This is a genomic window from Rhodococcus sp. PvR044, from assembly GCF_040548995.1.
Taxonomy (GTDB): domain Bacteria; phylum Actinomycetota; class Actinomycetes; order Mycobacteriales; family Mycobacteriaceae; genus Rhodococcus_G; species Rhodococcus_G oryzae.
In genome coordinates this window covers 294244-318386 of record NZ_JBEPSX010000005.1, presented here as the reverse complement: position 1 = coordinate 318386, position 24143 = coordinate 294244, and the positions used below count along the sequence as shown (strand labels likewise).

19 protein-coding genes and 1 pseudogene are annotated in these 24143 nt (G+C 70.6%); 9 read left to right on the top strand and 11 right to left on the bottom strand.

What is annotated here, in order from left to right; all coding sequences use genetic code 11:
- Window positions 1-17: 17 nt before the first annotated feature.
- The 3 genes from ABIC28_RS14640 to trmB are packed head-to-tail and all read right to left on the bottom strand — an operon-like array spanning window position 18 to window position 4128.
- Complete coding sequence (locus ABIC28_RS14640) at window positions 18-2651, bottom strand: MMPL family transporter (protein ID WP_209928206.1); 2634 nt, start codon at window positions 2649-2651, stop codon at window positions 18-20.
- Window positions 2651-3370 (bottom strand): NYN domain-containing protein, encoded by a 720-nt coding sequence (locus tag ABIC28_RS14635; protein ID WP_209928208.1) that lies wholly within the window; start codon window positions 3368-3370, stop codon window positions 2651-2653. The genes ABIC28_RS14640 and ABIC28_RS14635 overlap by 1 nt, the downstream gene beginning before the upstream one ends.
- Window positions 3367-4128 carry a tRNA (guanosine(46)-N7)-methyltransferase TrmB gene (gene trmB / locus ABIC28_RS14630; RefSeq protein WP_374102905.1) on the bottom strand — a complete coding sequence of 254 codons (762 nt, stop codon included), beginning with the start codon at window positions 4126-4128 and terminating at the stop codon, window positions 3367-3369. The genes ABIC28_RS14635 and trmB overlap by 4 nt, the downstream gene beginning before the upstream one ends.
- A gap of 356 nt (window positions 4129-4484) precedes the next feature.
- Between trmB and ABIC28_RS14625 the strand changes: the two genes are divergently transcribed.
- The 5 genes from ABIC28_RS14625 (at window position 4485) to ABIC28_RS14605 (ending at window position 10134) form a co-directional block, all read left to right on the top strand.
- Complete coding sequence (locus ABIC28_RS14625) at window positions 4485-5165, top strand: GTPase domain-containing protein (protein ID WP_209928210.1); 681 nt, start codon at window positions 4485-4487, stop codon at window positions 5163-5165.
- The gene (locus tag ABIC28_RS14620) at window positions 5162-6589 is read left to right on the top strand and encodes a hypothetical protein (protein WP_209928212.1); all 1428 of its coding nucleotides are present in this window, start codon (window positions 5162-5164) and stop codon (window positions 6587-6589) included. Before ABIC28_RS14625 ends, ABIC28_RS14620 begins: the two co-directional genes overlap by 4 nt.
- Window positions 6590-6662: 73 nt before the next feature.
- Complete coding sequence (locus ABIC28_RS14615) at window positions 6663-6962, top strand: DUF6802 family protein (RefSeq protein ID WP_245221114.1); 300 nt, start codon at window positions 6663-6665, stop codon at window positions 6960-6962.
- Between the two features lie 221 nt (window positions 6963-7183).
- Entirely contained in the window at window positions 7184-7900 is a 717-nt protein-coding gene (locus ABIC28_RS14610; RefSeq protein WP_245221115.1) for a hypothetical protein, read from the top strand.
- 404 nt (window positions 7901-8304) lie between these two features.
- Window positions 8305-10134, top strand: a complete 1830-nt coding sequence (locus ABIC28_RS14605) for a phosphoenolpyruvate carboxykinase (GTP) (protein WP_097213880.1) — start codon at window positions 8305-8307, stop codon at window positions 10132-10134.
- A 93-nt stretch (window positions 10135-10227) separates the two neighbouring features.
- Here the strand turns inward: ABIC28_RS14605 and ABIC28_RS14600 are convergent, their stop codons facing one another.
- Window positions 10228-11205 carry a cation diffusion facilitator family transporter gene (locus ABIC28_RS14600; RefSeq protein WP_209928214.1) on the bottom strand — a complete coding sequence of 326 codons (978 nt, stop codon included), beginning with the start codon at window positions 11203-11205 and terminating at the stop codon, window positions 10228-10230.
- Window positions 11206-11346: 141 nt separating this feature from the next.
- On the opposite strand from ABIC28_RS14600, the gene ABIC28_RS14595 reads away from it, so the two are divergent.
- On the top strand, window positions 11347-11859 hold the full coding sequence (locus ABIC28_RS14595; RefSeq protein WP_077040197.1) for a hypothetical protein: 513 nt from the start codon (window positions 11347-11349) through the stop codon (window positions 11857-11859).
- A gap of 64 nt (window positions 11860-11923) precedes the next feature.
- Here ABIC28_RS14595 and ABIC28_RS14590 read toward each other — a convergent pair whose 3' ends face one another.
- The 4 genes from ABIC28_RS14590 to ABIC28_RS14575 form a co-directional block, all read right to left on the bottom strand.
- Entirely contained in the window at window positions 11924-13372 is a 1449-nt protein-coding gene (locus tag ABIC28_RS14590; RefSeq protein WP_097213838.1) for an aldehyde dehydrogenase, read from the bottom strand.
- Window positions 13373-13461: 89 nt separating this feature from the next.
- Window positions 13462-14664 carry a phosphotransferase family protein gene (locus ABIC28_RS14585; RefSeq protein ID WP_097213881.1) on the bottom strand — a complete coding sequence of 401 codons (1203 nt, stop codon included), beginning with the start codon at window positions 14662-14664 and terminating at the stop codon, window positions 13462-13464.
- A gap of 89 nt (window positions 14665-14753) precedes the next feature.
- The gene (locus ABIC28_RS14580; protein WP_354579506.1) at window positions 14754-15665 is read right to left on the bottom strand and encodes an ROK family protein; all 912 of its coding nucleotides are present in this window, start codon (window positions 15663-15665) and stop codon (window positions 14754-14756) included.
- A gap of 81 nt (window positions 15666-15746) precedes the next feature.
- Window positions 15747-16502 (bottom strand): class I SAM-dependent methyltransferase, encoded by a 756-nt coding sequence (locus tag ABIC28_RS14575; RefSeq protein WP_136908149.1) that lies wholly within the window; start codon window positions 16500-16502, stop codon window positions 15747-15749.
- A 153-nt stretch (window positions 16503-16655) separates the two neighbouring features.
- Here ABIC28_RS14575 and ABIC28_RS14570 point away from each other — a divergent pair, with 153 nt between their 5' ends.
- Window positions 16656-17894 carry a glycosyltransferase family 4 protein gene (locus ABIC28_RS14570; RefSeq protein WP_209928220.1) on the top strand — a complete coding sequence of 413 codons (1239 nt, stop codon included), beginning with the start codon at window positions 16656-16658 and terminating at the stop codon, window positions 17892-17894.
- Here ABIC28_RS14570 and ABIC28_RS14565 read toward each other — a convergent pair.
- Complete coding sequence (locus ABIC28_RS14565) at window positions 17817-19640, bottom strand: MmpA family trehalose lipid delivery protein (RefSeq protein ID WP_502945018.1); 1824 nt, start codon at window positions 19638-19640, stop codon at window positions 17817-17819. The genes ABIC28_RS14570 and ABIC28_RS14565 overlap by 78 nt on opposite strands.
- 6 nt (window positions 19641-19646) lie before the next feature.
- Between ABIC28_RS14565 and ABIC28_RS14560 the strand changes: the two genes are divergently transcribed.
- On the top strand, window positions 19647-20849 hold the full coding sequence (locus ABIC28_RS14560; RefSeq protein WP_354579504.1) for a polysaccharide biosynthesis protein: 1203 nt from the start codon (window positions 19647-19649) through the stop codon (window positions 20847-20849).
- Here the strand turns inward: ABIC28_RS14560 and ABIC28_RS14555 are convergent.
- A complete protein-coding gene (locus ABIC28_RS14555; RefSeq protein WP_209928223.1) occupies window positions 20846-21601 on the bottom strand; it encodes a Mut7-C RNAse domain-containing protein in 756 nt (251 codons plus the stop codon). The two genes, ABIC28_RS14560 and ABIC28_RS14555, sit on opposite strands and share 4 nt — an antisense overlap.
- A 92-nt stretch (window positions 21602-21693) precedes the next feature.
- Window positions 21694-22869: a cell envelope lipid trafficking protein PgfA gene (gene pgfA / locus ABIC28_RS14550; RefSeq protein WP_209928224.1), complete on the bottom strand. Its 1176-nt coding sequence runs from the start codon at window positions 22867-22869 to the stop codon at window positions 21694-21696.
- On the opposite strand from pgfA, the pseudogene ABIC28_RS14545 reads away from it, so the two are divergent.
- Window positions 22784-24121 (top strand): annotated as a pseudogene (locus ABIC28_RS14545) (acyltransferase family protein); the annotation flags it as partial. The gene pgfA and the pseudogene ABIC28_RS14545 sit on opposite strands and share 86 nt — an antisense overlap.
- Between the last annotated feature and the right edge of the window lie 22 nt (window positions 24122-24143).

The following is a 24143-nucleotide window of genomic DNA, read 5'->3' as shown; positions in this document are numbered from 1 at the left end:
GGCTGCTCGCCCCGCCCTCAGTCCTCCTGGTGGCGGGCGAGCAGCTCGCTGACGCTCACCGTCGGCGAGCCGGCCGAGTGCCGGTGCCTGCCCTGATCCTCGTCCGCGTCCGCGGACTCGTCCGAGCCGTTTGTCTGCATCGGAGCCGTCATCGGAGGAGCCGCCTGCGGCGGCCGCGGCACCTTCAGCTCGGCCAACCAGCTCTCGATCGGACGGGAGTCTCGCTCCGCCTGCGCCGGGGCGGGTGCAACTCTGCTCGACTGTGGCGGGGCGGGTGCCCGACGCGGGGCCTGCTCCGGCGCGACGACGGGCGGGTGTGCCCGGGGGATCGGCTCGGTCAGAGGTTCCGACAGTGGCGCCTCGTGCTCGGCGATCGCGGTGGGAGCCGCGGTGCGCGCGGGCAGGACCTGCTCGACCGCGGCCCTGGTGAGCGGGACGGGATTCGCGGGCCGCGGCTCGACCGGGACGGGCATCGGGGGAGTCACGATCACCGGGACGTCGGACGGCATCCGCTCGTCCTCGAGAACCGGCTCGCCCAGGCCCAGCTTCTCCTGGATGCGCTTCATCCAGGCGGGCGCCCACCAGCAGTCGTCGCCGAGCAGCTTCATGGTCGCGGGCACCAGGAACATCCGGATCAGGGTGGCGTCGATGACGAGCGCGGCGATCATGCCGTAGGCGATGTACTTCATCATCACCAGTTCGGAGAAGGCGAACGCGCCGGTGACGACGATGAGGATCAGCGCGGCCGCGGAGATGATGCGGCCGGTGTGCGCGGTGCCGACCCGGACGGACTCGGTGGTGCTGGCGCCCTGTGCCCTCGCCTCCACCATCCGGGACAGCAGGAACACCTCGTAGTCGGTGGACAGGCCGTAGATGATGGCCATGATCAGCACCAGGACCGGCGACATGATCGGTCCCGGCGTGAAGTTGAGCAGCCCTGCGCCGTTTCCGTCGATGAAGATCCACGTCAGGATGCCGAGGGTGGCGCCGAGGCCAAGCGCGGTCATCAGCACGGCCTTGATCGGCAGTACCAGCGATCCGAAGGCCAGGAACATCAGCAGGGTGGTCAGTAGGACCACCATGGTGATCATCAGCGGCAGGTTGTCCAGCAGCGCGGCGATCGAGTCCTGCTCGATCGCGGGGGTGCCGCCGACCAGCATGGTCACCCCGTCGGGCACGTCCATGGCCCGGAGGTAGTCGATCGTCGCCTCGGAGTCGTTGCGGTCGACAAGGCCGGCCTTGAAGACGGTCACCCCGTCCTTGGTCGGGTTGTTGATCGTGAACTTCTCGACCAGACCGGGCGCTCCGTTGGCTTCCTTGACGATCTGGGTGATCTCTGCGCCCTGGGCGCCGTCGAGCACCAGTTTGACCGGCTCGGAACGGGAGTTGGGGAACAGCTCGTTGAACTCGCCCTGCGCGACGCGGGTCGGGTTGTCCGGGGGAAGGTAGGTCTCGTTGATGCCGCCGAACTTGATGTTCGAGATCGGGATGGTGAGCAGCAGCAGGCCGATCACGATCGGGATGGTCACCTTGAGCGGGTGCTTCATCACCCACTGGGTCAGCCGGCCCCAGACACTGTTCTCGATCTCGTCGGTGGTCTTGGTCTTGCGCATGAACTTCAGTCCGAGCGCGTCCACCCGGCGACCGAGAATGGCGAGGATCGCGGGCAGCACCGTCACCGAGATCACCGCGGCCAGGATGACGGCCGCGATGGCGCCGTACGCGACCGACTTGAGGAAGCCCTGCGGGAAGATCAGCAGGCCGCCGAGGCTGGCGACGATCATCGTCGCCGAGAAGATCACGGTGCGCCCGGCGGTCATGACGGTTCGCCGCACGGCGTCGCCGGTGCTGTAGCCCTCGGCGATCTCCTCGCGGAAGCGGCTGACCATGAACAGCCCGTAGTCGATCGCCAGGCCGAGGCCGATCAGCGAGACCACCGGCACAACGAAGGCGTTGACCTCGGTGAGGTGGGTGATCAGTTTGACCACGCCGTTGGCGGCGATGATGGTCAGGCCGCCGACGATCAGTGGCAGCGCCGCGGCGACGACGCCGCCGAAGATGAAGAAGAGCAGGACGCCGACGGCGGGGATGGCCAGGATCTCCATGCGGTGCACGTCGTTGGCCATGGTGTCGTTGAGCGTGCCGGTGACCGGCTGCAGTCCGGTGAGCTGGACGTCGACCCCATCGATGTAGAACTGGTCGCGGACCTTCTTGAAGTTCCCGGCGACCTCGGTGTCGTTGTCGCCCTTGATGGCGACGCTGGCGAACGCGTGTTCCTTCGAGGCATCGGCCATCAGGGCGATCTTGGTCGACCAGTAGCTGGCGTTGATCTTGAGGATCTCGTCCGGGTTGTTCGCCGCCAGCTCGTCCAGGCTCTTGGTGATCTTCGCGCCGAACGCCGGGTCGTCGACGGTCTTGCCCTCGGGCGCGGTGTAGACGGGGATCACGTCGGCGACGGTGTCGCGTCCGAAGGTGCCGTCGGCCAGCTTGGCCGCCGCCACCGATTCGGAACCGGGGTCGTCCCAGCCGCTCTGGCTGAGATTGTTCTCCAACCCGAGGCCGTACGCGCCGAGGGCGAGCATCAGCCCGACCATCGCTCCGATCACGGCGAATCGGAGGCGGTAGACGAGTCGGCCCCAGGTGGCGAACACTATTGAACTCCTTGACGCCCGATGAGCAGGGCCGACAGCGGTCTGAACGGCTGCAACCAGGCACCCTCGTCGGGCAGGGACTCCAGGCTCACCCGTGGCAGCGGCTCGCGGAACACCCCTGGGATGTCCTCGAGGTCTACGAACTCGAGGATCTCCGAGGCGACCGCCCAGCTCGCGTGTTCGCGGAAGCCAAGAACCTGCACCGGAACACCGGTTGCAGCGATGTCCTCCAACGGTTCGCGAAAGGCCTGACCGTCGGCGGAGGCGACCATGATCCCGGCCAGCCCGCCGTCCCGAGCGCGAAGGGCGATGTGGTCGAGCATGTCGGCATCGACATCGCTGTCCTCATCGATCTTCGGCTTGGCGAACACCGCGAAACCCACATTACGCAAGGCCTCGACCCACGGGCGGACGACATCGGCGCTGCCCGAGGCGATGTTCGTGAACACCGTCGCCTCTGGTTCGAGGCGCACCCCGCTGGTGCCGGACAGCTCGGCGGTCCGGCCGAGGAGCCAGCGCCCGAGGGCGTCGAATCGTGGCCGGTAGGCGGCGGTGGGGCGGCCACCGAGGATCGCGCCGAGGCCCATGTCCAGGTTCGGCGCGTCCCACACCAGCAGCACCCGCTTCTGGTGCCGCACCTCACGAGTCTCGTCCGCGAGTGAGTTTGCCCCCACGGTGTCGGTCGGTGTCGTGTCAGGTAACCGCTCGCTCACACTCATGCTCGAACCTTTCCCCAGATCAGCTCTGTGATGGGTCGGCCAACCTGCTGCGCCTTGTTCTCGAATTTGGTGACCGGTCGTTCGTGGGTCATCGGCGAATCGGCCGGACCCTGCGCGAGATCCTCCCAGTCGAGAGGTGTCAGCAGCGGTTCGGCATTGCCTGCCTCGGCGATCCACTCGGCGTACTCGGCGTGATCGGTGGCGACGTGCAGCACGCCGCCCGGCATCAGCCGTTCCGCGATCAGCTTGAACGTCGGCCCCTGCAGCAGCCTGCGCTTGTGGTGGCGGGCCTTGGGCCAGGGGTCAGGGAAGAACACCCGGACGCCGGTCAGCGACTCCGGTCCCAGCATGTTCTCGAGCACGTCGACGGCGTCGCCGCGCAGCACCCGGATGTTGGGGATCGAGTCCCGCTCGATCGCCTGCAGCAGCTGGGCGAGACCGGGCCGGTACACCTCGATCGCGATCAGGTTCGCGTGCGGCTCGGCCTTGGCCATGGCGGCGGTCGCGGTGCCGGTGCCGCTGCCGATCTCCACGATGGTCGGGGCCTCGCGGCCGAACCACCCGGCGACGTCCAGTGGAGCGTCGGAGACATCGGCGCCGATCTCGGGCCACAGCCGGTCCCAGGTCTGCTGCTGAGGGTCGGTCAGGGCGCCGCGGCGCGAGCGGAAACTGGTCACCCGGGGGTACAGGCGGGAACCCTGTTCGGTGGCCCCTGCCACCCGGGATTTCGCGTCATTCACCCGACCATTGTCACGCATGACGGAGGGTTGTGGCAGGTGGGTCTGAAGTGAAAGTTGAGACTTTCCCGGGCGGGTGCCGCCGGGTGGGGGTCCGGACGCGGGTCGCGCCGCCGCGGCCGCCGCCGGTGAACAGGTCGCGACCTGGCGTTTCGGTGATGTGATCGACGAATTCCTGGCCTCGTGGTGCGTCGGGCCACGGAGGCTGCGATCATTCGGGGCGCGCCGGGGGGCGCGTTCTTTTCTTTGGGGGGGGTGGCGCGATGGCGTCGATGAAATTCGATGCGACGGTCGACGGGTTACGACGATCGGTTACGGAGGCGGATCCGGCGGCCGGGGCTCTGGTGAGCCGGGCTGTGCGGCGGTATCGCGCTCCGGTGCGGATACAGGTGACCGGGCGCGCGGGGGTCGGTCGGTCCGCGGTCATCACGGCGCTCGGGCCGATGCAGGGGGCCGAGGTCGTCGAGACCCCCGCCTGGGACGTGCCTGGCGCCGAGGACCCGGCACTGACCGCGGAACTGATCGTGCTCGTGGTGTGCGACCCGCCGCGCCGCGCCGACGTGGCCGCGGCGGGCATCGCGGGGGATCGGGGGCTGGCCGTCCTGAACAAGGCGGACACGTTGGCCGACTCCGCTGTCGCGGCCGAGCGCGCCGCGGCGGTCCTCGGTGTGCCCTGTCTGCCCGTGGACAGTCGGTCGCAGTTCGGGGTGGCCGATCTGCGGATCGCGGTCACCGATCGGCTCGAGGCCTGCCTGGCCGCCAGGGCAGCGGCGCTGTCGGCGGACCTGCGGGCGCTGATCGGGACCGCCAGCGTCCGCGACGCGGTGGAGGAGTACCTGGCGGGCGACGAGGCGCTGACTGTCGCGGTCGCGGCGATCCTCCCGCACGAAGGGGAGATGCCGGCGGAGTCGCCGCCGGACGATCCCGCTCTCGCGCTGCGTCGGGCCCGGACGTGGCGGGGCCGGATGAACGGTGGCTTCGACGCCCGCGGCACAAGGGCGGCCATGACGCTGCACCGGAACGCGGTTCGGCAGTGGGTCCGCGGGGAGGTCCGGTGAACGAGACGGTGCCGCCGGAGTTGGCCGCCGTCCTGCGCCGGTGGAATCCCGGCGCGCTGCCCGGTCTGGAGCGGCCCGCGCCGCCCGCGCCGGATCCGGGCGGCGCGGTGACGGTGGTGGTCCTCGGCGTGCCCGGCAGTGGTCGCGGCGATCTGATCGCTGCGCTCACGGAGGGCGGGGCCGGGAGCCGCGAGCTGCGGTTCGCCGAGGCACCCGATCCCGCGGCAGGCGTGGCCCTGATGGTGCTCGACGCCGCGGCACCGCTCGGTCGGGAGGAACTCGAACTGTTGCGGGCCGGCGCCGAGTCCGCGCACACCGTGCTCTTCGCGCTCACCGGGGTCGACGCGCACCACGACTGGGCGGCGGTCGCCCGGCGGAACACCGAGCTGCTCACCGAGCACCTGCCCCGATTCGCGGGTGTCGTGATCCATCCGGTCTCGGTGCCGGACGGTCGCGGCATCGAGGAGCTGCGTGCGGCGATCCTCGAGGCGACCACCGCCGTCCCCGAGCGACAGGCACGGCTGCGCGTGCGGGCCGCGGGCGCGGCCGAACAGGCCGCCGCCCTGATCCGGGCCTCCGCCGAATCGCTGCGCGCGACCGACGACACCGCGGCCCTGCGGGCAGAGCGGTCCGCGCTGGTGGCAGACCGGGACGGGTGGCGCGGCGATCGGGCCGCGGTCCTGCGCAGGCTCACCGCGCTGGCCCGGGTGGAGCTGGTGCACGAGGTGAGCGACCAGGTACGGGCGGAGTCCACCGCGGCACGGGAGGCCATCGACCGGGCCGACCGCACCGCGCTGGCGGCATCCCCACAACACCTGCGGGACGCGGTCGCGGCGCTCACCGCGAGGGTGGATGCGGCGGCGGATGCGCGCCTGGCCGAGGTCAGCGCGCGGGTGCTGGGTGGGGCGCTGCACGACGAGAACCGAACGCCTACCGTGCCGGCGATCGAGCCGCCCGCGCCGCGGCACCGCGGGCTCGAGGACCGGATGATGATCGTGTTCGGGGCGTCCGCCGGGCTGGGCCTCGGCCGGATGGTGATGGCTCCGCTGTCGACCGTGCCCGCGCTCGACCTCGCCAGCATCCCGGTGACCCTGCTTCTCGGTGGCGGCGCCGCGTGGTGGCTGACAAGGGCCCGCGGGCACCTCGCCGATCGCGCACACCTTCGCCAGTGGGCGGTGGAGACCCTTGCGACGGTGCGGTCGGTGTTGGAGCAGCGGGTGCTCGGCCGGCTGGTCGACACCGAGGCCCGGTGTGCGGAGGCGATCCTGGCGAGGCATCGGGAGCGGACGCGCGAGTCCGAGGACCGGCTGGCGGCGCTCGATCGGCAGCTGCGGGAGCGCGCGGGCAGCAGGGCCGGGAAACTGGCCGCCTGCGACCGTGACCTCGCCGTGCTGGAGGTGTACGCGAGCGTCACCGTTCGGTAACGGTGGAACCGCCCGCGGCGGCGCTGCGTCCAATCAGTAGCGACCAGTCCAGCCAACGGAAGGAGTCGTGGTGATGATGCACGACGACATGCTGCTGCTCGGCACGCTCGGCCCCGCCCAGCACCCGATGGGCCCCGACGCCGGCGAGATGGAGCTGCACGCTCCCACCGCGGACCTCGACGGCGACGGGATCCTCGACACCAGGACCTACTCGACGGGCGGGACCCTGTATGTGGCCTCTGACCTGGACGAAGACGGGTTCGCCGACCATGTGACCGCCATCGAGGGCGACGGTGGGTACGAGTCATGGCAGGCCAACCGTGGGGCCGACGGCGAGGTCCGGTGGGCCAGGACCGACCACGGCAGCCTGTAGGCGCCGAGCGTTGGATCCGCGGCCGGAGCGGAGTGGATCACGAGGGGTCGCCGGCTGTGCCGTGGGCGATTTTTCGCAATTGGCTGTGGGGTTGGACGCTTGTCCGTATAAAGGTCACGGTGCGATGACCTCGCCCACCCCCTGCAAATCCGGCGCCCGTCGGCCGTGACAGTCCGGCACTACGTGGTTGGCGCTGTAACTGATCGAATGGAGATCTCCACATGTCTCACACCCCGATGCGCCGCACTGCGGCAGTGGCCGCGTCTGCCGCCCTCGTCGCCGCCGGTCTGACCGTCGGCCTCGGCGCCGGCACTGCCAGCGCCGCCGAGTGCAGCCAGTCCAGCACGGCCACCAAGAACGACATCTCGACGTGGGGCGTCACCCACACCTACTCCAAGACGGTCTCGGCCACCCAGGCCGCCCCGGGCACCCTCGTCACGTACACGACGGTCGTCGGCACCACCGGCATCGGAAACCCGTATGTCAACACCATCAACGACATCCCGCCGGTGGGCTTCGGCGCTCCCGTCAAGGCGACCGTGACGGCGTTCTCGGTTGGCATCCCGACCGGCCAGCACGAGGCTGACGTCACCCCCACGGCGAACGGCGACGGCTGGAAGGTGACCAGCACCGGCTGGTTCGTCAACTCCGGCAACCCGGTCACCCTGAAGACGACCTACAAGGTTCCTGCCAATGCCGCCCCCGGCTCGCAGATCACCAGCCGGGGCACCGGCGTCGCAGGCACCGTCGGTGTCGGCACGGAACTGCCGAACCTGACGGCTTGCTTCACCGTGCGTATCCCCAACCCGGGTGAGGCCGTGCTCAGCGTCGCGGACGGCACCGGCACCGGTTCCGCCGAGGGTCAGCTCAGCTCCACCGGCTCGATCAGCGACGTTCTCGGCGACACCATCAGCAACGTCCTCAAGAACGGCAGCTAGTCCTTTCTGAACAGCTAGACCACGAACACCCCCGGAGATGTCGGGAGGGGACCGTCGGGGACCCCTCCGAGGACGAGCGTTCGGTCCTCAGTCGCCTCCGGGGGTGTTCGGCTGTCTCCGGCCGTCTCAAGCCTGCGCGCGGCCGAGAACGCCCCGCGTGAGATCACTGAATCGGTCTTGTGACTCATCGGACAAGACCCGATTCCCTACGGGGGGACACTCAGCGTTAACCTCGTACCAGGACACCCGGCGCCCGTGTCCTCCGTTTGCCGTCTGCGTTCGCACGCATGCGTCGACGGAGCAGCGGGATGCGCCCCGCCGAGAGGGGAAAACCGACTACATCGTCAAGTGCATTCGTGCAGCTGACGGTGGTTGGACGGTTCCGGCACACCCAGGAGAGTTTGATGACCTCAGCGACCATTCCCGGTCTGAACGGAACTGACGGCACCGCACCCACCTCGCACAGCGAGCTGCTCGCCTGGGTGCAAGAGGTTGCCGAGCTCACCCAGCCCGACCGCGTCGTGTTCGCCGACGGCTCCGACGAGGAGTGGGAGCGGCTCACCGACAAGCTGGTCGAGGCGGGCACCTTCACGCGGCTCAACGCGGAGAAGAAGCCGAACTCGTTCCTCGGCAATTCGGATCCCTCCGATGTGGCGCGCGTCGAGTCGCGGACCTACATCTGCTCCCGCGAGGAGATCGACGCCGGCCCCACCAACAACTGGATGGACCCGGCCGAGATGCGCGGCCTCATGACCGACCTCTACCGCGGCAGCATGCGCGGACGCACCATGTACGTGGTGCCGTTCTGCATGGGCCCGCTCGGTGCCGACGACCCGAAGCTGGGCGTGGAGATCACCGACTCCGAGTACGTCGTCGTCTCGATGCGCATCATGACCCGGATGGGCCAGGCCGCGCTCGACAAGCTGGGCTCCGACAAGCCGTTCGTGAAGGCGCTGCACTCCGTCGGCGCGCCGCTGGCCGACGGCCAGGCCGACGTGCCGTGGCCCTGCAACGACACCAAGTACATCACCCACTTCCCCGAGGACCGCGAGATCTGGAGCTACGGCTCCGGCTACGGCGGCAACGCCCTCCTGGGTAAGAAGTGCTACTCGCTGCGCATCGCGTCGGCCATGGCCCACGACGAGGGCTGGCTGGCCGAGCACATGCTGATCCTCAAGCTGATCTCGCCGGAGGACAAGGCGTACTACGTCGCGGCGGCCTTCCCGTCCGCGTGCGGCAAGACCAACCTCGCGATGATCCAGCCGACCATCCCCGGGTGGCGCGCCGAGACCCTCGGCGACGACATCGCGTGGATGCGCTTCGGTGAGGACGGCCGCCTGTACGCCGTCAACCCGGAGTTCGGCTTCTTCGGCGTCGCGCCGGGCACCAACTACGGCTCGAACCCCAACGCGATGAAGACGCTCGAGGCGGGCAACTCGCTGTACACGAACGTCGGACTCACGGACGACGGCGATGTGTGGTGGGAGGGCCTCGAGGGCGACCCGCAGCACCTGGTGGACTGGAAGGGCAACGACTGGACCCCCGAGTCCGGCGAGAAGGCCGCCCACCCGAACTCGCGCTACTGCACCCCGATGTCGCAGTGCCCGATCCTGGCCCCCGAGTGGGACGACCCGCAGGGCGTGCCGATCTCGGCGATCCTGTTCGGCGGCCGCCGCAAGACCACCGTCCCGCTGGTCAGCGAGTCCTTCGACTGGCAGCACGGCACGTTCCTCGGCGCGACGCTCTCCTCCGAGCAGACCGCCGCGGCCGAGGGTGCGGTCGGCACCGTTCGCCGCGACCCGATGGCGATGATCCCGTTCATCGGCTACAACGCCGGTGACTACCTGAACCACTGGATCACCCTCGGCAAGAACGCCGACTCGGAGAAGCTGCCGAAGATCTTCTACGTCAACTGGTTCCGTCGCGGCGACGACGGCCGGTTCCTGTGGCCCGGGTTCGGCGAGAACTCCCGCGTGCTCAAGTGGATCATCGACCGCATCGAGCACAAGGCAGGCGCACAGGCCACCCCGATCGGATACGTGCCGACCGCGGCCGACCTGGAGCTGACCGGGCTCGACGTCGAGGCCGCTGACGTCGACGAGGCGCTGGCCGTCAACGTCGACGAGTGGAAGCAGGAGATCCCGCTCATCACCGAGTGGTTCGAGTTCCTCGGCGAGAAGGTGCCCTCCGGCATCCGCGACGAGTTCGAGGCGCTCAAGCAGCGTCTGGGCTAGTCCGACCCAGTTCTCCACCGATGCCACATCGGTTCACCTCGCGTGAACCGGTGTGGCATCGGGTCGTTCAGGGGGGATGGGCGCGGGCCTGCGTCAGGCGAGCAGGCTCGGCTCGTCCTCGTTCGACAGCGTGAGCACGGCCTTGACGATGTGCGGGTGCGCCTCGAGCTGACCCTCCAGGTCGCGCAGGATGCCTGCCACCGTGTGCTCGGCCAGGTCACCAACCAGGTCGACGCCCGCGACCAGGTACACCTGCCGGGGGCCCAGGTACTCCATCCGCAGGAACGTCACCCGGCTCACCTCGGGAAGCGACAGCAGCGTCTCGAGACCGGCGCCGCGCAGCTGCGGCGACGCCTCCTCGCCGACCAGGAACCGCCGGTTGCGGTCGATGAGGATCAGCGCGATCACGCCGAGCAGCACGCCGACCGCGATGGAGCCGAGGGCGTCCGGGATCGGGGACCCGGTCAGCTGGTGCGCCAGCACGCCCGCGAACGCGATCACCAGACCGATCAGCGCGGCGGCATCCTCCGCGAACACGGCGCGGACCGTCGGGTCGGACGTCTTGAGCGCGTGCTCGAGCAGATCCCGGTCGGCGTCGGACGCCTCCGTGCGTAGCTGCCGGTACGCCTGTCGGAAGGAGATCGCCTCCAGCACGAACGAGATCCCGAGGACCGCATAGGCCACCCCGAAATCGCTGGCCGGCTCCGGATTGAACAGTTCCTGGACGCCGTGGGTGATCGAGACGCCCGCGCCGAGGGCGAACAGGCCGAGGGCCGCGAACATCGACCAGATGTAGGCCTCGCGGCCGAAACCGAGCGGGTGTGCCTTGTCGGCCGCGTGCCTGGACCGCCGGTTGGCGATCAGCAGCAGCACCTCGTTGCCGGTATCCGCCCAGGAATGGGTCGCCTCGGCGACCATGGAGGCGGAACCCGTCATCGCGGCGGCGACCGACTTCGCCACTGCGATAGCGAGATTCGCGCCGAACGCGAGGAGCACGGTGAGCGTGCTCTCGTCGCCGGCATTCGCGTTCTGCTCCGGACCGGCGTCGGGCTGTGTATCGGACTGGCTCACTCCCGAACAATAGTTGCCGCGCCCCAGCCGTGTGAATTGTCCAACCGTTGCACGGATCGTCCACGCGAGACCCCCCGGACGCCTTACCCTTTCGGTTTGTCAGTGTTCATGTGGACATTCGTTCAGTTGAGAGGGTCGAATATGCAGGCAGCAACCCGGGGCGGTCTCAAGCGTCTCGCCGGCGGTGCGGCGATCGCCGTCGCCACCGTCGCCACCGTCACGATGACCATGCCGGCCACGGCATCCGCGGCGTCGATCCTGCCGCCCGAGGTCAACGCCTCGTCGTCGGGCAACAGCATCACCATGTCCATCAAGAACCCGAACCCCATCCTGAGCCTGACCGGATGCCAGGCCTTCGTGGTCAACGCGGCGGACGTGCCCGCGGTGGTCGAGAACCCGGTCAAGCTCCTCGATCCGGGCGTGGTCGTGTACCCGAACGTGGCGAACCCGCTGACGCTGTTCGGCGCCCTCCCCGGCATGACCGTCAACAGCACCACCAACGAGATCCCGACCGGGGTGTACGGCGTCATCGGCGGGTGCGTGAGCCTGCTCGACCTGATGAACCCCGTCATCGACAGCCCCAAGATCATGCAGGTCGGGCTCCTGCCCGGCGGCAGCTCGGACGGCAGCTCCGCCCTTCCGTTCGGCAGCTAGTCCACACAGCCGAACGGCCCCGCGAACCGAGTGGTTCGCGGGGCCGTTCTGCGTTGTCTGTCGATCAGGCGCCGTAGCCGGGGGGCATCAGCACCGACTTGAGCTCGCAGTACTCGTCCAGGCCCTCGGGTCCGTTCTCGCGGCCGATGCCGGAGTTCTTGTAGCCGCCGAACGGGGAACCCGGATCGAAGGCGTACCAGTTGATCCCGAAGGTGCCGGTGCGGATCTGCTTGGCGACCTCGAGGCCCTTCTCGATGTCGGTGGTGTAGACCGAGCCGGCCAGACCGTAGTCGGAGTCGTTGGCGATCTTGATGGCCTCCTCGACGCTGTCGTAGGGGATCACCGACAGGACCGGTCCGAAGATCTCCTCGCGCGCGATCGTCATCGAGTTGTCGACGTCCGCGAAGATGGTCGGCTCGACGAAGTAGCCCGTCTCCAGACCGGCAGGCACGCCGCCGCCCACGACGAGGCGGGCGCCCTCCTCCTTGCCCTTCTCGATGTAGCCGAGGACCTTGTCACGCTGCTTGGCGGTGATGATCGGGCCGAGCTGCGCGGCCGGATCGTCCGGCATACCCATCGGCAAGAACCCGACGAAAGCGGCCATGGCCTCGACGATCTCGTCGTAGCGCGACCGCGGCGCCAGGATGCGGGTCTGGCCGACGCACGCCTGGCCGGAGTTCATCAGGCCCGACAGCACCAGCATCGGCATGGTCGCAGGCACGTCCATGTCCTCGAGCAGGATGGCGGCGGACTTGCCACCGAGCTCGAGCGAACAACGCTTGAGGTTCTGCGCGGCGATAGCGCCGATCTTGCGGCCGACGGCGCTGCTGCCGGTGAAGGTGATCTTGTCGACGCCGGGGTGCGAGACCAGGTACTCGCCGGTCTCCGCGCCGCCGGGGACGATGGACAGCACGCCCGCGGGCAGACCGGCCTCGGCGAAGATCTCCGCGACGAGGTTGGCGTTCATCGGGGTTTCCGGTGCGGGCTTGAGCACCATGGTGCAACCGGAGATGATGGCGGGCGCCAGCTTGTTGACCAGCAGGAACAGCGGGACGTTCCAGGCGATGACGGCGGCGACGACACCGACCGGCTCGCGCATGACCTTGCAGACACCGAACGGTCCGGTGCGCTCCTCCTCCCAGGAGAACGTCTCGGCCAGCGTTGCGAAGCTGTTCATCGTGGCAAGCGTCGGTGTCTTCTGCATGAGTTCGACGCTCGCGCGCGGCGCGCCCATCTCGGCCGAGATCATGGTGCACAGCTCGTCGGAACGCTCCTCGATCAGCTTCGCCGCCTTGACGAGGATCTCGGCACGCTGCGCCGGGGTGGTCTGCGGCCAGGGGCCGGTCTCGAGTGCGGTGCGCGCGGCGGCAATCGCGGCGTCGATGTCGGCCGGGGCGGCGACCGGGACGCTGCCCACCCGCTCCTCGGTCGCGGGCGAGAACACCTCGAGGCGCTCGTCGGTGGCGGGCGCCACCCACTCCCCGCCGATGTAGAGCTTGTCGTAATCAGTCATGAGTGCTTCCTTGCTGGTCTGTTCGGGGGTCCGTCGTGAAGGGGCAACGCGGGGTTACGTCGGGGGTCCTCCTCGGTGAAGGTCGTCCATCAGCGCACCTGCGCCCAGTACGTGTCGTCGAGCATGGCCTCGAGTGCCTTGCGGTGCAGGATCATGTCGTCCGGATCGGCCGGGCGCTCGGACTGGCCGAACGCGATCGCGCGGCTCTGCACCCGGAACATGACGATTGCGTGCCGCAGGGCGGCGTAGAGGCTGTAGTAGTCCAGGTTCTCCGGCTGGTGCCCGGTGAGTTCCCGGTACCGCGCGGCCATGTCGTCGCGGCGCATGAAGTCGGGCAGGCCCGGCAGCCCCGCCATCGTGGTGAGGTCCTCGAAGAAGCGGTGCAGGAAGATCATCCACGCGAGGTCCATCTCGCGCGGGCCGATCGCGGCCATCTCCCAGTCGAGCACCGCCACCGGTGTGAAGTCGCGGTACATGACATTGCCGATCCGGGAGTCGCCCCAGCAGAGCACGGCGGGGGAGTCGTCGGCGGGCACGTTCGCCTCGAGCCGGTCGAGGCAGCGCTCGATCAGCGGCGAGCGCGGCCCGTCCGCCGTCGCCCACTCGTAGTAGCCGCGCTGACGGGCCAGGTGCGCCCGGAAGGACTGCTCGGCGGTGGGTCCCGCATCGTGCAGTCGCAGGAACGGGAAGTGCTCCAGCGGATCCCGGATCGCGTGCAGCCCGGCCAGGATCTCGACCGACGAGTCCTGCAGGGCGCGCCGCTGCTCCTCGGTGGCCTCGGTGACCCAGGAGCCGAAGTTGTAGGGCATCACGTCGGGCGGGACGTCGCCGTCGATCCGCTGCATGACGAAGAACGGGGCGCCGAGCGGCCCGGCATCCGGCTCGGACCAGTAGGCCGCGGGGACGGGGACGTCGGACAGCTCGCGGACGGTCTTCATGACCGAGAACTGGGTGCCCATCTCGTAACTCGGGAAGATCGGCATCGAGGAGGCGCCGGGCTCGACGCGTGCGACCAGTTCGTGGGTGCGGCGGGTACCCGGCTCCGCATCGGCAAGCGGGTCCGTGGCGGATTCGGTCCAGGTCGCGTCGAACAGGATGGTCTCGCTGGACATGCCGTTCGCGGCGGGGAGTCGCACGTCGGAGACCACGGGATCGGCGCCGTCCGGCAGCCGGCCCGTCAGCCATTCCTGGAGCTCGCGGCCCAGTTCGGCGGTGTCGCGCTGCGATCCGGTTGGGCGGGCGACCTCGGCAAAGTTGTCGCCGTTGTCCTGGGTGATGTCGGCTGTACTCACGGTGCCCTCATTCGTCGTCAGAGGTGTGGTGAGAAGCACACTAGAACACGTTACAGAACTTCCGGGCGCAAATCAGCCCCCTTTTCGTGTCAGGCTTGAACGAAACCGGGATCCGGCTGATCGCCGAGTGTCAGGGCGCCCGCGCCGATCAGGGTGGCGCGCCCGCCGAGCTCCGCGGGCACGATCCGGAGCCCCCGGGTGAAGGACAGGCCTGCCCGGGCCGCGGCGGCCCGTCGCATCGATTCCCACATCGGCGGGCCGGACTGCGCGAAACCGCCCCCGACCACCGCAAGGTCCAGGTCCAGCAGCGCGGCGGCGGAGGCGATCGCCACCCCCACCGCGGTCCCGGACCTGCGCAGCGCGGCCAGCGCGATCGCGTCGCCCGCCTGCGCGGACTCCGAGAGCTCGAGTCCGGTCGAGCCCGTCCAGCCCCGTTCGTTCGCCCACCGCACCGACGAGGGTCCGCTCGCCACCGCCTCCAGGCAGCCGATGCCGCCGCACGCGCAGGCGATGTCCTCGGCGCCCGGCACCACGACATGCCCGATGTGCCCGGCGTTCCCGGTGCGGCCGCCGACGGGCCTGCCGTCGAGCAGCACCCCGCCGCCCACCCCGGTGGAGACGATCATGCCCAGCATGTCCGGGGTGCCGCGGCCCGCGCCGAAGCGGTACTCACCGAGCGCGGTGCAGGTCCCGTCCATCGCCATCCGCACCGGTACCCCGGGGAACAGCTCGCGCACCGCGTCCACGATCGGGAAGTCGCGCCAGTCGGGGATGTTCAGCGGGCTGACCGTGCCTGCCTCGATGTTCACCGGACCCGCGGACGCGATCCCGACCCCGGTGATCGCGTGCCCGTCGGCGACCGCGCGCAGCAGCGTCGCGGCGGCGTCCCACACCCCGGTGGTCGGGGTCGGGCTGCGCTCCTCGGCGAGCAGCTCACCGTCGGGCGAGATCAGCCCCGCCGCGAGCTTGGTGCCGCCGATGTCCAGGGCCAGTCCGGTCATCCCGCGAGGGTATGCGGCTCCGCCGCCTGTGAGTACTTTTAGCCCTGAGCGGGGCCAAAAGTACTCACAGGCGCGCAGCGCCTACTTTTTGCGCAGCACCACGACGAGGTTGCTCACAAGCAGTTCGCGCAGGCCGGGGATGCGGACCATCCACCAGGCCCAGCGCGGGTGGTACCGCGGGAACGCCGCGAGGAGCTCGCCGTCCGCTGTCGTGCGCGCCCAGCGCAATCCGTCGGCCGCCCCGACGTCGAAGAGCGACACCCCGAACCGGTTCTTGGGCTCGCGGCCGTTCTTGCGCGCGTAGCGGCGGGCGGCGTACTCGCCCCCGAACACGTGCCAGGGACCGGTCTCGTGCCCGCCGAACGGTCCCCACCAGAGGGTGTACGAGAGCACCATCAGACCGCCCGGCTTGGTGACCCGCAGCATCTCGTCGGCCATCGTCCATGGCTCGGGCACGTGCTCGGCGACGTTGGAGGAGAAGCAGATGTCGACGCTGTCGTCGCGGAAGGGCAGTGCCATCCCGGAACCCCTGATCGCGCCGCCGACCGTCAGCCCCGCCGCGTGCATCTCGGTCGGGTCCGGCTCGACCGGGATGTAGCGCGCGCCAGCCCGGTGGAAGGCCTCCGCGAAGTAGCCGGGACCGCCGCCGACGTCGAGCACGGTCCGGCCGGTCAGGTCCTGACCGGTCATCCCGGCGTACAGATCCTCGATCAGCTCCAGCGAATCTCGTGCCAACGCGCCGTAGAAGAGGTCCGGGTCGTCCTGTTCGTGGCGGAAGTCGCCGAGCAGTCCGACGGACCGGCGGAGGGTGGCCCGACGGGCGAAAATGCGGGTCACGGGAAGGGCGGTCACGGGTAGGAACCATAGCGGCCGCGCCGAGGCACACGGATCGACGGATCACCGTAGCGGACACGATCGCGCTGCGCAGCGGTTATTGTGTCCACTTGACCGCCACCGCGGCCGTAGGCATCCGAAACAGGAGTTGTGACCGTGCGCGAGGTTCTGCTGTTGTGCTGGCGTGACAGCGGGCACCCGCAGGGCGGCGGCAGCGAGCGGTACCTGGAGCAGGTCGGGGCCGGACTCGCAGAGCAGGGCGTCAAGGTCACGCTGCGTACCGCCCGCTACCGGGGCGCGCCGCGCACGGACACCCTCGACGGCATCGCGATCAGTCGCGGCGGCGGGCGGCTGACCGTCTACCCGCGGGCGCTGGCCGCCATCGCGCTCGGCCGCCTCGGCATCGGCCCCCTCAAGGGCGTGCGCCCGGACGCGGTGATCGACACCCAGAACGGCATCCCCTTCTTCGCGCGCGCGGTCGCGGGCGCCCCGGTCACCGTCCTCGTGCACCACTGCCACCGCGAGCAGTGGCCGGTGGCCGGACGGCTGATGGCGCGCGTCGGCTGGTGGGTCGAGTCCACCCTGTCGCCGCGGGTACACCGCCGCAACCAGTACCTGACGGTGTCTCTGCCCTCCGCGGAGGAGCTCACCGCGCTCGGCGTCGACCGGGAACGGATCGCGGTGGTGCGCAACGGCGCCGACTCGGTCCCGCCCGCCGTGCGGATCGGGTCCGACGACACCCGCACCGAACACCCCAGCGTGTGCGTGCTCTCGAGGCTGGTGCCGCACAAGCAGATCGAGGACGCCCTCTCCGCCGTCGCGACGCTGCGTCGCGACACCCCCGAGCTGCACCTGGACGTGATCGGCGGCGGCTGGTGGGAGGAGAACCTCCGGGACCGCGCGCACGAACTCGGCATCGCCGACGCCGTCACCTTCCACGGGCACGTCCCCGAGGATCGCAAGCACGAGCTGCTCTCCCGGTCCTGGGTGCACGTGATGCCCTCGCGCAAGGAGGGCTGGGGTCTCGCCGTGATCGAGGCCGCCCTGCACGGCGTCCCGACCGTCGGCTACCGCAGCTCGCGGGGCCTGACCGATTCGATCATCGACGGGGTCACCGGGTCGCTGGTCGGCGGCGACGAGGTCGCGGACAGCGACGTCGCGGACCTGACCGAGGCGGTGGAATCCCTCCTGGCGGACGCGGAGCAGCGCGCCGAGCTCGGCGAGAAGGCCCGCGCGCGGGCCGCGGAGTTCTCCTGGGCGCAGACCGCGTCCGGGGTGCGCACGGTGCTGTCGGCGTCGGCCGCCGGGCGGCCCGTCTCAGGCCTGATCGGTGCGGCCCCGGCCGCGGCGGTCGCGGGCCCTGTGGGCCAGAAGTCCCAGCGCGCTGCCGGCTAGCAACGCCGCCCACACCAGGTGGGCCGCGACGGAGGCCGCGCGGCGCGCGGGGTCGGCGGCGGTGATCTCGACGGGCCCGGCCACCCGGTACAGCGACAACTCCTCGTCGGCGTACACCTCGTCGAGCTGATCGAGCGTGCGGCGCGACTGCGCAAGCGGGCCCGGGGTGCTGTGCTCGACCAGCACCCACCGCACCCCCAGGTTTTCCAGGTCATCCGCGTCTTCGCCTGCGAGCAGCAGTCGTTCGACGTCGCGGGCCCTGCTGCCCTCGCCCTCGACGGTGCCCTCCGCGACGATCAGCTCGCCGGTCTGCAGCACGTCCTCGGGCAGCATCCGCGGTGCCGGATCGAGGACGGGGGCGTCGCCGCTGTAGGGGAAGAGCCGGAACATCCCCGCGGGCAGCACCGCGACGTCGCCGCTCTCGTCGGCGGTCCGCAGCTGCGAGGCGACGCGCTCCCAGGACGCCGGATAGTGCACCGGCCGCAGCGCCCCGCCCACCCCCCAGGCCAGGTCGGGCAGCGCGATCAGCACCGCGACGATCCCGACCGCGGCGGCGACCCCCGTTCGGGTCCGCCCGGCGGTGGCCGTGCCGAACACCCGGCCGCCGAGCCGGGCCAGTGCTCCGGCCCCGGCCGCCGCGGCCAGCGCGTAGAACGGCACCGCCAGAGCCACCCACTTCTGGGCGTCGCGCAGCAGCCCGGCGCCGGGCACCCGGGTCGCCGCCCATTCGCCCGCGGTCAGGCCCCAGCCGGTGGCGGCCAGCGCGGGCAGCAGGACCGCCGCGGCCGCGACCACGGCCAGCGCCACGATCACCGGGTTGCCGCGGCGCCGCCACAGCGCGGGCAGCCCGCACGCGACCACCGCCAGCAGCACCGCCGTCCCGACCAGGGCGAAGATCCCGGTCCTGGTCGCCGGGACCGCCGTGGAGTTCCAGATCCCGCCGAGCCCGGCCAGGCTGCCGAGCGTCCCCAGTCCCGGCTCGGCGCGCGCGGCGAACGCCGCCACCCCGGCAGGGTCCGATCCCTGTGCCCCGGCGCCGGAGAGCGCCGTCGCGGTCAGCCACGGCGCCGACGCCACCACCGCCAGCGCGGCGGTCACCGCCAGCCGCGACCACCGCGCGCCCGCGCCGCCAGGAAGGGCCAGCAACACTGCGGCCAGCGTGCTGGCCAGCAGCGCGCCGGTCGGGGTGAGCCCGGCGGCCGCCAGCGTGAGCCCGAGCGGGCACCACGACCGCGGCGACCACGGGACGGGGGAGCGCCGCAGGCGCAGCGCGGCGAGCACCGTCCATGGCAGCGCCGCGTACCCGGTCAGCAGGCTCCAGTGCCCCTGCAACAGCCGCTCGGCCACGTATGGGTTCCACAGCAGCACCGTCGAGGCCAGCAGCTGCGGACCGAGTCCGGTCGTCGGGAGCAGCGCGGCGACCATCCTGGCCGCGCCCCACCCGGCGAGCCACAGCGCCGACAGCAGGATCGCCTTCACCACCAGACCGCCGTCCACGACCGACGTCAGCGCGGCGATCAAGGCGTCCTGCGGGACCGCGCGCGCGGCGGCGTCGGTCAGCCCCAATGCCGAATCGGTCAGGTACGAGCGGGGGGTGCTCACCGCGTCGCGCAGCAGGAGGTATCCGGGTCCGAGCAGCGGCCCGAGGACGAGCGCCGCGAGCGCAAGCGAGTACAGCGCGGGAACGGCCCGGGTGAGCCCCGCGGGCCGCGCGATCATGGTCCCGACGATAACGGGTGCGATCATGGGCGGATGACACCTCGCCCCGCCGCCACCTCCGCGGTGGCCGGGATGACGATGGTGACGGTCGGCTCGATGACCGCGAACCTGGCCTCGTACGTGCTGGCCCTGCTCGCCAGCCGCTGGCTGGGGCCTGCGGGCTACAGCGAGTTCGCGAGCCTGCTCGCCGCCCAGTTGGTCCTCGCGGTGCCCGCGCTCGCCCTGCAGACTGTGGTCGCCCGCGAGGTGGTGCTCGGCGGGGGCGACGCCGCGCTGCGCGGCCTCGGCCGCCGGTGCGCGGTGATCGTCGCGGTGCTCGCCGCGGCGCTCGTGGTCCCGGTGGCGGCGGTGCTGGACACCGGGGTCGGTGCGACCGCCGCCGCGCTGCTCACGGCGCCGCTGCTGGTCCTGCTGGCCACCGAACAGGGACTCCTGCAGGGACGCGGCCGATTTGGTGAGCTGAGCGTGATCCTGGCCGCGACGGGCATCGCCAAGGTGGTGCCCGCGGTCGCGGCCCTGGCGATCGGGTTGGGGGCGGGCGCCGCGCTGACGGTGGCGGCGATCGGGACCGGCGCGGTGGCCGCGGGCGCCCGGGTGCTGGTCGGCCGCGAGGGCACGATCGCCGGTACCGAGCGGGCCGTCCCGGTCGGGGTCGCAGCGGTGCTGCGCGCCTCTCAGGTCCAGCTGGCGCTGATCGCACTGTCCTCGGCGGACCTGCTGCTGACCCGGGTGGTGCTCGACGAGGCGCAGGCCGGGCAGTACGCACTGGGCGCGGTGGCGACGAAGGCGGCCTTCTGGCTGCCCGCCGCGGTCGGGGTGGTGCTGTACCCGCGGATGGCCAGTCCGACGCACTCGGCGCGTGCGGTGCGCTCGGCGCTCGGCGTGCTGGTGGGGCTCGGCGCGGTCACGGTCGCGGGCGTCGCGCTGGTCGCGCCGCTGGCGCCGCTGCTGGTCGGGCAGGCCTACGCGCCGGTGCAGGGCCTGCTGTGGTTGTTCGCGCTCGACGGGGCGTGCCTCGCGGTGCTGCAGGGGGCGCTCCTGTCGGCTATCGCCCGCGAGCGCACCCGGCTGGCGCTGGCCGCGTGGGCGGCGCTGGCGGTGGAGGTCGTCCTGATCCTGGGCTTCGCCTCGACGATCCGGCAGTTGATCACGATCGCGGTGGTCACGGCGGCATCGGCGGCGGCGGTGGTGAGCGTCGCGGCCCTGCGCGGCGCCGACGGCGCCGCGGAGAGCTAGAGCCACACCCCGACCTCGCCCAGCCGCCGACGCAGCCGCACCAGGTGACTGCCAGGCCAGTACATCCGGCCGCAGGAACCGCAGCGGCTGAACTCGCGCTGTTCGCGGGCCACGCCCGCTGGTACCAGTCCCGCCGCGACCCGCCTCGGCACCGGGGCGACGGGCCCGTTGCAGCGGGCGCACCGGGTCAGCGGCGCGATTCGCGCATCCAGCTGGAACCGGTCCAGCACCTCGCGGAGCTGCCGACGCGGGTCGGTCTCGTGCAGGAAGGCGCCGCGGCGCAGGGCCGCGCGTTTGAGCAGACCGATGTCGCGGGTCAGTACCGTCCGGTGCTCGCTCAGCGAGAGCGCGAGCAACTCCTCGTCCGCGAAGTCGTTGCGGTACAGGCAGTCGAAGCCGAGCAGACGGAGGTAGGAGGCGAGCCGGCCCAGGTGCACGTCGGCCGCGAACCGCGGCTCCCGCAGTGGCAGCGGGCGCAGTCGGGTGAGGCCGTCCAGATCGAAGCGCTCGAACACGGGGTAGACCGCGACCCGTTCGCCGCCGTGCAGTCGGTGCCCGAATCCGACGGAGTCGCCGTCGACCAGGATCAGGTCGACCTCGGTGTGCGGCACGCCGAGCGACTCGATCCGGTCCTTCACCGTCGGGGTGCCGTCGAAGTCGTGCGCGACGTCGCGCTTGCGCAGCGCGGGCGGCAGGAAGTCGTTCAGCTCCTCGTAGAAGCGGAACTCGCAGTGGCGACGGGACGGACTCATGTGCGCACTCTCGACTACCGCCCAACCTACGCCCGGCAACGCGAAGGGCCCGCACTCGAGATGAGTGCGGGCCCTTCGCGTTGCGTGCTTGCCTACAGGCGGGTGGTCGGCGGTTCCTGGTCGCGGGTGTCGACGGCCGGGAACTCCTCCGTCTTGTCCGAGGTCCAGTCGTGACGCGGGAACTGCTCGGTCTCCGCGTTGCCGGAGTCGTACGACTCGTGCGCGGGGCCGCTCGGGGTGGTGTCCGCGCCGTTCGCGGCGGCGGGGGTCTTCGGTCCGCTGCCTCCGCGGACGCCGAGGAAGATGCCCGCGATCAGGGAGATCAGGCCGAGGATGCCGAGGATGATCGGCAGGGTGCGGCCGAACATGGACAGCTTGTCCGCGCCGTCCTTGGCCTGGCCGATCTGGTACTCGATGGTGTCCTCGTTGAACGGCAGTGTGGCCTTGATGACCGTGACCTCGGGCTTGTCGGCTGTGCGGGCGTAGTACTGGTACAGCTTCTCCTGGCCCTTGACGACGACGCCGGTGACCGGGTCGACCCAGGTGTCGCGCTCGTTGGCGTACCAGCGGGTCATGGTGACCGGTGCGTCGCCGCCCTCGACGCCCCAGGTGGCGGCGGGCAGGGTCAGCTTGTTCGTCGGCGAGGCGACGACCTTGGACAGGTCGACCGGCTCCACCTTCTGGTTGTAGTGGTACACCTTCAGGCCGTTGATCTCGGTCTCCTCGACGAAATTGATGTCGTGGGTGGACCGGGAGTTGATGTCGAAGTACGGGTACGCCTGCTGCTCGGCGTCGAACGGCCACTTGTACTGCAGGCCGGTGTGCTCGACCTCGTCGGCCGGCTTGTCGGGCTGCGTCTGGATCGACCCGATCGGGTCCTGGATCGGCATCGAGCTGACCCGGTCCAGGGTGACGGTGTCGACGCTCGCGGTCAGCAGGCCGGTGTCGCCCTGCTTGTCGGTGCGGCGCAGCGTCTGTCCGGCCTGGACGGTGATCTTCTCGGCGTCGGACGGGTCGACGACGGTGACGTAACGCTGGGCGACCAGCGGCACGTTGTTGTTGACGACGGCCTTGCCTGCGGTCAGGGACTTCGAGTCGAGGACGTCGCCGATGCCCTCGGCCACCGTGGTGACCTCGAGGTCGAGCGGTGTCTTCTTCAGCTTGCCGACGGTGTACGTCGGGATGAGGACAGCGGCCGCCAATAGGAAAGCGCCGAGCCCCACCAGGATGCAGGCAAGTGTCCTGCTCGGCCCTGAGCGTCCCGCCATGCTGAATCTCCTTCGTCAATCATTGTCAGCCCGAGGTGCTGCCGTGGGCGGCACCGATCGCAGAGCGTCCGGGTTGCGACACTCAGTGAGCCAGACAGTAACAGTGTCCAGTGTCCGATTGCGCTGGCACGCCGTATTTCCGTGTCATGGCATCCGGGTGTCCTCCTCGGACACACCGGGGCTGGGGCACACTGGTCGGCAAATGAGTACCGAGGCTTCCCACCCGCAGCAGGTCGTGTCAGCACCGCGCGGGTTCATCCCCGCGTTGGAGGGCATGCGGGGATTCGCCGCGCTCGGTGTGCTGGTCACCCACGTCGCATTTCAGACCGGCGCGACGGGTGATCCGGTGCTCGGCCGCATCTGGGGCCGATTCGACATGGCGGTGGCGTTGTTCTTCGCGCTGTCCGGGTTCCTGCTGTGGCGCCCGCACGCGGTGGCCGCCCGCGGACTGGGCTCGACCCCGCCGGTCGCGCGGTACCTGATGCACCGTGCCGCCCGTATCCTGCCCGCCTACTGGGTGGCAGTCGTGCTGATCCTGCTGTTCCTCCCTGAGGCGGGCGGCGGGCTGCAGGTGTGGCTGGCGAACCTCGGCCTTGCCCAGGTGTTCGTGCCGCTGACGCTGACCGGCGGACTGACCCAGATGTGGAGCCTGTCGGTGGAGGTGGCGTTCTACGCGCTGCTCCCGCTGATCGCGCTGGCGTTCGTCGGCCTGCGCGGTGCGACCGCGCGACTGCGGGTCCCGGTGCTGCTCGGCGCGGCGGCGCTCAGCCTGGGCTGGGTGTTCGTGCCGGTGCCGACCCCGGAGGCCATCCACTCCGACAACTGGCTGCCCGGATACCTGCCGTGGTTCGCGGCGGGCATGGTGCTGGCCGAACTCACGCTGCAGGTCGACGGCCCGGTGCACCGGCTGGCGCGCAGGCGCGTGTTGATGGGAGCGATCGCGGTGGCCGCGTTCGCGCTCTCGTGCACGGATCTGGCTGGGCCGGAAGGGCTCACCCGCGCCGAGCCGTGGCAGTACTCGGTGAAGATCGCGTTGGGCGCGGTGCTCGCGTTCGCGCTGCTGGCGCCGCTGGTGCTCGGCGACACCGAGAAGCACCGGATCCTGGCGAGCCCGCTCTCGCTGACGATCGGGCGCTGGTCCTACGGGCTGTTCATCTGGCACCTCGCGGTGTTGTCGATCATCTTCCCGGTGTTCGGCATCGTGCCGTTCAGCGGGAGTTTCGTGTTCGTGCTCGTGGTGACGACCTGCCTGAGTCTGGCCGTCGCCTCCGCGA

Bases quoted from the DNA above. Each gene is read 5' to 3' on its own strand.
- ABIC28_RS14635 (WP_209928208.1), bottom strand. From the start codon at position 3,370: ATGAGTGTGAGCGAGCGGTTACCTGACACGACACCGACCGACACCGTG.
- trmB (WP_374102905.1), bottom strand. From the start codon at position 4,128: ATGCGTGACAATGGTCGGGTGAATGACGCGAAATCCCGGGTGGCAGGG.
- ABIC28_RS14615 (WP_245221114.1), top strand. From the start codon at position 6,663: ATGATGCACGACGACATGCTGCTGCTCGGCACGCTCGGCCCCGCCCAG.
- ABIC28_RS14610 (WP_245221115.1), top strand. From the start codon at position 7,184: ATGTCTCACACCCCGATGCGCCGCACTGCGGCAGTGGCCGCGTCTGCC.
- ABIC28_RS14605 (WP_097213880.1), top strand. From the start codon at position 8,305: ATGACCTCAGCGACCATTCCCGGTCTGAACGGAACTGACGGCACCGCA.
- ABIC28_RS14595 (WP_077040197.1), top strand. From the start codon at position 11,347: ATGCAGGCAGCAACCCGGGGCGGTCTCAAGCGTCTCGCCGGCGGTGCG.
- ABIC28_RS14590 (WP_097213838.1), bottom strand. From the start codon at position 13,372: ATGACTGATTACGACAAGCTCTACATCGGCGGGGAGTGGGTGGCGCCC.
- ABIC28_RS14580 (WP_354579506.1), bottom strand. From the start codon at position 15,665: ATGACCGGACTGGCCCTGGACATCGGCGGCACCAAGCTCGCGGCGGGG.
- ABIC28_RS14565 (WP_502945018.1), bottom strand. From the start codon at position 19,640: ATGATCGCACCCGTTATCGTCGGGACCATGATCGCGCGGCCCGCGGGG.
- ABIC28_RS14560 (WP_354579504.1), top strand. From the start codon at position 19,647: ATGACACCTCGCCCCGCCGCCACCTCCGCGGTGGCCGGGATGACGATG.
- ABIC28_RS14555 (WP_209928223.1), bottom strand. From the start codon at position 21,601: ATGAGTCCGTCCCGTCGCCACTGCGAGTTCCGCTTCTACGAGGAGCTG.
- pgfA (WP_209928224.1), bottom strand. From the start codon at position 22,869: ATGGCGGGACGCTCAGGGCCGAGCAGGACACTTGCCTGCATCCTGGTG.